Origin of the sequence: Streptomyces sp. NPDC056361 (assembly GCF_042262805.1) — a bacterium.
In the GTDB taxonomy this organism is placed as follows: Bacteria; Actinomycetota; Actinomycetes; order Streptomycetales; family Streptomycetaceae; genus Streptomyces.
In genome coordinates this window covers 1-8,846 of record NZ_JBHJQI010000226.1, presented here as the reverse complement: position 1 = coordinate 8,846, position 8,846 = coordinate 1, and the positions used below count along the sequence as shown (strand labels likewise).

Sequence of the window (8,846 nt, the reverse complement as noted above, 5' to 3'; positions counted from 1 at the left end):
ACCCCGCCCACCCCGCCCCCCGCGATCGCGGCTTTTCGGGGGGGCTGGTTTTTTTTTATACCCCCCCGGGGGCGGCTTGTTTTACACGCGGCCCCCCGTCTCGACTGGTGCGCGAGGGGGGAGTTGAACCCCCACGCCCTTTCGGGCACTGGAACCTGAATCCAGCGCGTCTGCCTATTCCGCCACCCGCGCATTGGGTGTGCTCCGGGCCCTCTCGCTTTTCAGCGGGAGCGCCTGGCGACATCTGAAGATTAGCACGTAGGAGACCGTGGATTCACATCCGTTGTTTCGGCTCCGCTCGCGCAGAACAAGGTGAGGGAGGTGACAGGAGGGGAAGAAGGGGAGGGAGTGGGAGCGGAAGGCGGGGGAGAAGGGTGGAGGAGGAGGGACGAAGGGGATGGACCGCACCGTCGTCCCGCACGGACCTCAGGACCGCGCCCCGGTTCCACCGCCGGGTGCGGGACACTGTCCACAGGCCGCCTCTACGATCCGTGGGGGAAGCCTGTGAGAGGTGACACTCGTCCACAGGGCAGAGAAGGGGAACCAGCCGATTTCCCGACGCGTGGATACGATCAGTAAGCAGTACCAGGACGACAACGACGGAGGAGGTGCCCCATGGGAGTCCTGAAGCGATTCGAGCAGCGCCTCGAAGGTCTGGTCAACGGCACCTTCGCCAAGGTCTTCAAGTCCGAGGTCCAGCCCGTCGAGATCGCCGGCGCGCTCCAGCGCGAGTGCGACAACAACGCGACGATCTGGAACCGCGAGCGGACCGTCGTCCCCAACGACTTCATCGTGGAGCTGAGCACGCCGGACTTCGAGCGTCTCAGCCCCTACTCGGGCCAGCTCGGCGACGAGCTCGCCGGCCTGGTCAGGGACTACGCCAAGCAGCAGCGGTACACCTTCATGGGCCCGATCAAGGTCCACCTGGAGAAGGCCGAGGACCTCGACACCGGCCTGTACCGCGTCCGGAGCCGCACACTGGCGTCGAGTACGTCACAGCAGCAGCCCCCGGCGGGACAGCAGCAGCAGGGTCAGGGACGCGGCGGTTACGGGTACCCCCCGGCCGGCGCCCCGCCCATGCCCGCCTCCCCGCCGCCCGGCGCTCCCGGCCACCGGCCGACCGCGCCCGGCGGCCGCCCCCAGGGCGGTCCCGTCGCCATGCCCGGCGCCGGTGCGGGCGCCGGGACGCGCCGCTGGATCGAGATCAACGGCAACCGCCACCAGATCTCCCGCCCGACCCTGGTCCTCGGCCGCAGCACCGACGCGGACGTGAGGATCGACGATCCCGGCGTCTCCCGCCGGCACTGCGAGATCCGGACCGGAACGCCCTCGACGATCCAGGATCTCGGATCCACCAACGGCATCGTGGTGGACGGGCAGCACACCACCCGCGCTACGCTCCGCGACGGCTCGCGGATCGTCGTGGGCAGCACCACCATCGTTTACCGGCAAGCCGAAGGGTGAAGCGGGGGCAATGTCAGAGCTGACCCTGACGGTCATGCGGTTGGGTTTCCTGGCCGTTCTGTGGCTGTTCGTCATCGTGGCCGTCCAGGTCATCCGCAGCGACCTCTTCGGTACGCGGGTCACCCAGCGCGGTTCGCGGCGCCAGGAGGCGCGGCCGCAGCAGGCCGCGCGCCAGGCCGCCGCTCCTCCGCAGCAGCGCGGCCAGCAGAGCGGGGGCGGCCGCCAGCGCCGCGGTGCCCCGACCAAGCTGGTCGTCTCCGAGGGCACCCTCACCGGCACGACCGTCGCCCTCCAGGGCCAGACGATCACGCTGGGCCGGGCGCACGACTCGACGATCGTGCTGGACGACGACTACGCCTCCAGCCGTCACGCCCGGATCTACCCGGACCGCGACGGCCAGTGGATCGTCGAGGACCTCGGGTCCACGAACGGCACCTACCTCGACCGGACCCGTCTCACCACCGCCACGCCGATTCCGCTGGGCGCGCCGATCCGCATCGGCAAGACCGTCATCGAGCTTCGGAAGTAGTGCTACATCATGAATAGGCACGAGCGGAGCGAGCGAGCCGGGACGGTCCCCGCCAAAGGCCGTGCCGCGCTCCTGACCGGAGCGACTGAAGCGACCGGCGTGACCGGAGCGACCGGAGGGTGGGCAGTGTGGGTCGAGACCGGCTGTACCCCGATGCAGCGTCGACAGGGCAGGTGCGCATGACTCTGTCCCTGCGATTCGCCGCGGGCTCGCACAAGGGCATGATCCGCGAGGGCAACGAGGACTCGGGCTACGCCGGGCCCCGGCTGCTCGCCATCGCCGACGGCATGGGCGGCCAGGCCGCCGGCGAGGTCGCCTCCTCCGAGGTGATCTCCACCCTGGTCACCCTCGACGACGACGTCCCCGGCTCCGACATCCTCACCTCGCTCGGTACGGCGGTGCAGCGCGCCAACGACCAGCTCCGGATGATGGTCGAGGAGGACCCGCAGCTGGAGGGCATGGGCACCACGCTCACCGCCCTGCTGTGGACGGGCCAGCGGCTCGGCCTCGTGCACGTCGGCGACTCGCGCGCCTACCTGCTCCGCGACGGCGTCCTGACCCAGATCACCCAGGACCACACCTGGGTCCAGCGCCTCGTCGACGAGGGCCGGATCACCGAGGAAGAGGCCACCACCCACCCGCAGCGCTCGCTCCTCATGCGCGCGCTCGGCAGCGGCGACCACGTCGAACCCGACCTCTCCATCCGCGAGGTCCGGGCCGGCGACCGCTACCTCATCTGCTCCGACGGCCTGTCCGGCGTGGTCTCGCACCAGACCCTCGAGGACACCCTCGCCAGCTACCAGGGCCCCCAGGAGACCGTGCAGGAGCTGATCCAGCTCGCGCTGCGCGGCGGCGGCCCCGACAACATCACGGTGATCGTCGCCGACGTCCTCGACGTCGACGGCGGCGACACCCTCGCCGGTCACCTCAGCGACACCCCGGTCATCGTGGGCGCGGTCGCCGAGAACCAGGCCGCGCAGCTGAACGACGGCGGCGCGATGCAGACCCCGGCCGGCCGCGCCTCCGGCCTCGGCCGCACCGCACCCCACCAGCAGCCGCCCGCCGGCGGCTTCGGCCCGCCCGGCAGCGGAGACGACCACGGGTACGGCGGCATGCCGCCGCAGGGATCCTTCGAGTCGTACACGGACGACGACTTCCAGAAGCCGCGCACCGGCCGCAAGTGGCTCAAGCGCTCCTTCTTCCTCCTCCTGATCCTCGCCGTCGCCGGCGGCGGGCTCTACGGCGGCTGGCGCTGGACGCAGACGCAGTACTTCGTCGGCGCCAAGGACCAGCACGTCGCGCTGTACCAGGGCATCAGCCAGGACCTGGCGTGGGTCTCGCTCTCGAAGGTCGAGAAGGACCACCCCGAGATCGAACTCAAGTACCTGCCCGCCTACCAGCAGAAGCAGGTCGAGGACACGATCGCGGGCGGCAGCCTCGCCAAGGCCCAGACGAAGATCGCCGAGCTCTCCGTGCAGGCCACGGCCTGCAAGAAGACCGAGCAGCGCCGTGAGGCCGCCGAGAAGGCCGCCGCCGACCGCGCGGCCAAGCCGCCGACCCAGAAGCCCGGCGAGCCCGCCACCCCCGACTCCAAGCCCACCACAGCCGCTCCCTCCCCGGGTCCCACCCTCACCGCCGAGGAGCAGAAGCTGGCCTCGAACTGCGGCAAGCAGTAAGCACCCGTAGGGGGCCTTTCACCACCATGAGCGTTGTCACCAACACGACCACCATCGGCGCGATCGAGGCGCCGAGCCGCCGCAACACCGAACTGGCGCTGCTGGGCTTCGCCGTCATCATCCCGGTGTTCGCGTACCTCAACGTGGGCTTGGCCATCGACGGCAAGGTCCCGGCCGGCATGCTCGGCTACGGCCTCGGCCTCGCACTCCTCGCGGGCGTCGCGCACCTCGTGGTGCGCAAGTGGGCCCCGTACTCCGACCCGCTGCTCCTGCCCCTCGCCACCCTGCTCAACGGCATGGGCCTGGTGCTGATCTGGCGCCTGGACCAGTCGCCGCGGCTGATCGCCGCGGCGAAGCGCAACTACGGCTCCTTCAGCCCGGACGCCCCGAGCCAGATGCTGTACTCGGCGATCGGCATCGCCATGTTCGTGGGCGTGCTGCTGCTGCTCAAGGACCACCGGGTCCTCCAGCGCTACACGTACATCTCCATGGCGGCCTCTCTCGTCCTGCTGCTACTGCCGCTCGTCCCGGGCCTCGGTGCGGACGTCTTCGGCGCCAAGATCTGGATCCGGGTCGGCGGCTTCTCGATCCAGCCCGGTGAGTTCGCCAAGCTGGTCCTGGCGGTGTTCTTCTCCGGATACCTGATGGTGAAGCGCGACGCGCTGGCCCTGGCCAGCCGCCGCTTCATGGGGCTCTACCTGCCCCGTGGCCGCGACCTCGGCCCGATCCTCACGATCTGGGCGGTCAGCCTCCTCATCCTGGTCTTCGAGAACGACCTCGGTACCTCGCTCCTCTTCTTCGGCATGTTCGTGATCATGCTGTACGTGGCGACGGAACGGACCAGCTGGATCGTCATGGGTCTGCTGATGGCCGTGGCCGGCGCGGTGGTGGTGGGCTCCACGGCCAGCCACGTGCAGTCCCGCGTCGCCGCCTGGCTCGACCCGTTCGGCTGCCTGGAGACGGCCACCGACCAGAACATGCTCAACGCCTGTGACCAGATGACGCAGGTGCTGATGTCGTTCGGTTCGGGCGGCATCCTCGGCACCGGTCTCGGCCAGGGCAACTCCGATCTGATCCAGTTCGCCGCCAACTCCGACTTCATCTTCGCCACGGTCGGCGAGGAGCTCGGTCTGGCCGGTGTGATGGTCTTCCTGCTCCTCTACGGGCTGATCATCGAGCGCGGTGTCCGCACCGCCCTCGCGGCCCGCGACCCGTTCGGCAAGCTGCTCGCGATGGGCCTCTCCGGCGCCTTCGCGCTGCAGGTCTTCGTCGTCGCCGGCGGTGTGATGGGCCTCATCCCGCTCACCGGTATGACGATGCCCTTCCTGGCGTACGGCGGTTCCTCCGTGATCGCCAACTGGGCCCTGATCGGCATCCTGATCCGGATCAGCGACACCGCGCGCCGTCCCGCGCCCGCGCCCGCCCCGTCCCCCGACGCCGAGATGACCCAGGTGGTCCGTCCGTGAACAAGCCGCTGCGCCGGGTCGCGATCTTCTGCGGCCTGCTCGTCCTCGCCCTGCTCATGCGGGACAACTGGCTCCAGTTCGTTCGCGCCGACGAGCTGAACGCACATCCCAAGAACCGGCGTGTGCAGATCGAGCGGTACTCGAACGAGCGCGGGAACATCATCGTCGACGGCAAGCCCGTGACGGGCTCCGCCGACTCGGGCGACAAGTTCTACAAGTACAAGCGGACCTATCTGAACGGCCCCATGTGGGCCCCCGTCACCGGATACGCCTCGCAGGCCTACGACGCCAACCAGATCGAGAAGATCGAGGACGGCATCCTCACCGGCAACGACGACCGGCTGTTCTTCGACCGGACGCTCGCGATGTTCACCGGTGAGAAGAAGAAGGGCGGCGACGTCGTCACCACCCTGAGCGGCGCGGCGCAGAAGGCCGCGTTCGAGGGCCTCGGGAGCAAGACCGGTGCCGTCGTGGCGATCGAGCCGAAGACCGGCAAGATCCTGGCGATGGCGTCGACGCCCTCGTACGACCCGTCCTCGTTCGCCGGCTACTCCGGCAAGGACGAGAAGGCGTGGGTCGCGCTGGAGGGCGACAAGAACAAGCCGAAGCTGAACCGCGCGATCCGCGAGATCTACCCGCCCGGTTCCGTCTTCAAGGTCGTGACCGCCGCCGCGGCGCTGGAGAACGGCAAGGTCACCGACATCAACGCGGCGACCGAGACGCCCGAGGGCTGGAAGATCCCGCTGTCGACCAAGCCGATGAAGAACCACTCCGGCGGCTGCGCCAACGCGAGCCTGAACGAGGCGCTGCGGATCTCCTGCAACTCGGTCTTCGCGAAGCTCGGCGACGACGTCGGCCGCGACAAGATGGCCGAGATGGCCGAGAAGTTCGGTTTCAACGCCGAGCAGTTCACCCCGGTCCGCTCCGCAGCCTCCGTCTACGACAAGAAGGCCGACCGCGGCGGCAACGCGCTCTCCTCGATCGGCCAGTTCAACACGGCGACCACCCCGCTCCAGATGGCGATGGTCACGGCCGCGATCGCGAACGACGGCAAGCTGATGAAGCCGTACATGATCGACGAGCTGCGCGCCCCGAACCTCGATCTGATCAAGAAGAACGAGCCGGAGGAGATGAGCCAGCCGGTCTCTCCGAAGAACGCTCAGCTGCTCCAGGAGATGATGGAGAACGTCGTCTCCACCGGCACCGGCGGCAAGGCCGACCTGAACATGGACGGCGTGAAGGTCGGCGGCAAGACGGGTACGGCCCAGCACGGCGAGAAGAACGCCAAGCGTCCGTACGCGTGGTTCATCTCATACGCGAAGACCTCCGAGGGCTCTCCCGTCGCGGTCGCCGTGATCGTCGAGGACTCGGCGGGCACCGACCGCGAGGACATCAGCGGTGGTGGTCTGGCGGCCCCGATCGCGAAGGCCGTCATGAAGGCGGTCGTGAAGAGCCGGGGCTGATCTCCGGACCCGGTACGCGTCAGGTACCGGTCGGGTATCAGCTGGCGGCCCCGGGCGGAACACATTCCCGGGGCCGGTACCGTATCCGCGAACAGCACACACCGCCGGACCACCCATGGGTGCGGTCGGGACAGACGGAGAGGGCTGGATTAGCTATGGAAGAGCCGCGTCGCCTCGGCGGCCGGTACGAGCTGGGCTCGGTGCTCGGCCGTGGTGGCATGGCCGAGGTATACCTCGCCCAGGACACCCGGCTCGGCCGCACCGTCGCCGTGAAGACGCTGCGGGTCGACCTGGCCCGCGACCCGTCCTTCCAGGCCCGGTTCCGCCGTGAGGCACAGTCCGCCGCCTCTCTGAACCACCCGGCGATCGTCGCCGTGTACGACACCGGCGAGGACTACGTCGACGGGGTCTCCATCCCGTACATCGTGATGGAGTACGTCGACGGGTCGACCCTGCGTGAGCTGTTGCACTCCGGGCGCAAGCTGCTGCCCGAGCGCACCCTCGAGATGACGGTCGGCATCCTCCAGGCGCTGGAGTACTCGCACCGCGCCGGCATCGTGCACCGTGACATCAAGCCGGCGAACGTCATGCTGACGCGCACCGGCCAGGTCAAGGTCATGGACTTCGGCATCGCGCGCGCCATGGGCGACGCGGGCATGACCATGACGCAGACCGCCGCGGTGATCGGCACGGCCCAGTACCTCTCCCCCGAGCAGGCCAAGGGCGAGCAGGTCGACGCCCGCTCCGACCTGTACTCCACGGGCTGCCTGCTGTACGAGCTCCTCACGGTCCGGCCCCCCTTCATCGGCGACTCCCCGGTCGCGGTCGCGTACCAGCACGTCCGCGAGGAGCCGCAGCCGCCGAGCAACTTCGACGGCGAGATCACGCCCGAGATGGACGCCATCGTCCTGAAGGCGCTGGTCAAGGACCCCGACTACCGCTACCAGTCCGCCGACGAGATGCGCGCGGACATCGAGGCCTGCCTCGACGGCCAGCCGGTCGCCGCGGCCGCCGCGATGGGCATGGGGATGGGCATGGCGGGCGCGCCCGCGTACGGCGGGGGCTACGGCGGCTATCCGCCGGAGGACCAGCCGACCACGGCCCTGCGCCAGGCCGACCCGGCCGGCCAGACGTCGATGATGCCCCCGGTCAACGCGGACGACAACGGCGGCGGCTACGGCTACGACGACCGCCCGGACCGCCGTCGCGGCGGCCAGAAGAAGTCGAACACCTCGACGATCCTGCTGGTCCTCGCGGGCATCCTGGTGCTCGTCGGCGCGATCTTCATCGGCGTCTCGCTCTTCGACAAGCAGGAGGGCACGCAGCAGGTCACCGTGCCCCAGCTGGTCGGCCAGGACATGAAGTCGGCGACGACGCTCGTGGGCAACGCCCAGGTGAAGGTCCAGCAGGCCGGCACCGAGCGCTGCGACCAGCCCAAGGGCCTGATCTGCCGGCAGACCCCGGCCGCGGACAACGTGGCCAAGATGGACGTCGGCGGCACGGTCCAGGTGTACGTCTCCGAGGGCTCCCCCCTCGTGGAGGTCCCGGACGTCGTCGAGCAGTCCGAGGAGCGCGCCCGCGAGAGCCTGGAGAGCAAGGGCTTCAAGGTCAAGGTCGAGCAGCAGGAGTCGGAGGAGGACCCGGGTACGGTCCTCAGCCAGAACCCGCAGAGCAACACCAAGGCGGAGAAGAACTCCGAGGTGACGATCACCGTCGCGAAGCAGAACCAGGTCACGGTTCCGCCGGTCGTCGGCAACCAGCTCGCCCAGGCCGAGCAGCAGCTCAAGGACCTCAAGTTCGTCGTGGTCACCGAGTACGTGGACTCCAACGACCCCAAGGACCAGGTCCTCTCCCAGACCCCCGAGGGCAACGGCAAGGCCGCCGAGGGCTCCGAGGTCAAGCTCCGCGTCTCCAAGGGCCCGCAGCAGACCCAGGTCCAGATCCCCATGGGGATGAGCGGCAAGAAGTTCAAGGAGGTCAGGGACCAGCTCCAGGGCATGGGCCTGACGGTCATCCAGCAGGGCTCCGACAAGGAGGACGCCATGGTCATCGGCACCAACCCGCCGGAGGGGTCGATGGTCAACACGACCGACCCGATCACCGTCGTCACGATGGGCGGCGGCGACGGCCGCAACGGGGACAGTCGAGGCGGCGGCTTCTTCGGCTGACGGCCAGGCGGCCAGGCGGCCAGGCGGCCTGATGGTCGTCCCGCGCACGAGAACGGGAGAGCCCCGGCATCCGGATCGGA

6 protein-coding genes and 1 tRNA gene are annotated in these 8,846 nt (G+C 69.3%); 6 read left to right on the top strand and 1 reads right to left on the bottom strand.

The annotated features are described in order from the left end of the window. Positions 1 to 105: 105 nt before the first annotated feature. Positions 106 to 192: transfer RNA gene (locus tag ACFCY7_RS38460), tRNA-Leu, on the bottom strand. A gap of 423 nt (positions 193 to 615) precedes the next feature. Between ACFCY7_RS38460 and ACFCY7_RS38455 the strand changes: the two genes are divergently transcribed. The 6 genes from ACFCY7_RS38455 to pknB all read left to right on the top strand — a co-directional run bounded on the left by ACFCY7_RS38455 (position 616) and on the right by pknB (position 8,766). After that, positions 616 to 1,464 carry an FhaA domain-containing protein gene (locus ACFCY7_RS38455; RefSeq protein ID WP_376490733.1) on the top strand — a complete coding sequence of 283 codons (849 nt, stop codon included), beginning with the start codon at positions 616 to 618 and terminating at the stop codon, positions 1,462 to 1,464. 10 nt (positions 1,465 to 1,474) lie between these two features. Beyond that, on the top strand, positions 1,475 to 1,993 hold the full coding sequence (locus ACFCY7_RS38450) for an FHA domain-containing protein (protein WP_376490732.1): 519 nt from the start codon (positions 1,475 to 1,477) through the stop codon (positions 1,991 to 1,993). A 179-nt stretch (positions 1,994 to 2,172) separates the two neighbouring features. Continuing rightward, the gene (locus tag ACFCY7_RS38445) at positions 2,173 to 3,669 is read left to right on the top strand and encodes a Stp1/IreP family PP2C-type Ser/Thr phosphatase (RefSeq protein ID WP_376490731.1); all 1,497 of its coding nucleotides are present in this window, start codon (positions 2,173 to 2,175) and stop codon (positions 3,667 to 3,669) included. 26 nt (positions 3,670 to 3,695) lie between these two features. Beyond that, positions 3,696 to 5,135: an FtsW/RodA/SpoVE family cell cycle protein gene (locus ACFCY7_RS38440; protein WP_376490730.1), complete on the top strand. Its 1,440-nt coding sequence runs from the start codon at positions 3,696 to 3,698 to the stop codon at positions 5,133 to 5,135. Continuing rightward, positions 5,132 to 6,598, top strand: coding sequence for a peptidoglycan D,D-transpeptidase FtsI family protein (locus ACFCY7_RS38435; RefSeq protein ID WP_376490729.1), 1,467 nt, complete (start codon positions 5,132 to 5,134; stop codon positions 6,596 to 6,598). Before ACFCY7_RS38440 ends, ACFCY7_RS38435 begins: the two co-directional genes overlap by 4 nt. Before the next feature lie 155 nt (positions 6,599 to 6,753). Next, positions 6,754 to 8,766: a Stk1 family PASTA domain-containing Ser/Thr kinase gene (gene pknB / locus ACFCY7_RS38430; protein WP_376490728.1), complete on the top strand. Its 2,013-nt coding sequence runs from the start codon at positions 6,754 to 6,756 to the stop codon at positions 8,764 to 8,766. Positions 8,767 to 8,846 lie beyond the last annotated feature (80 nt).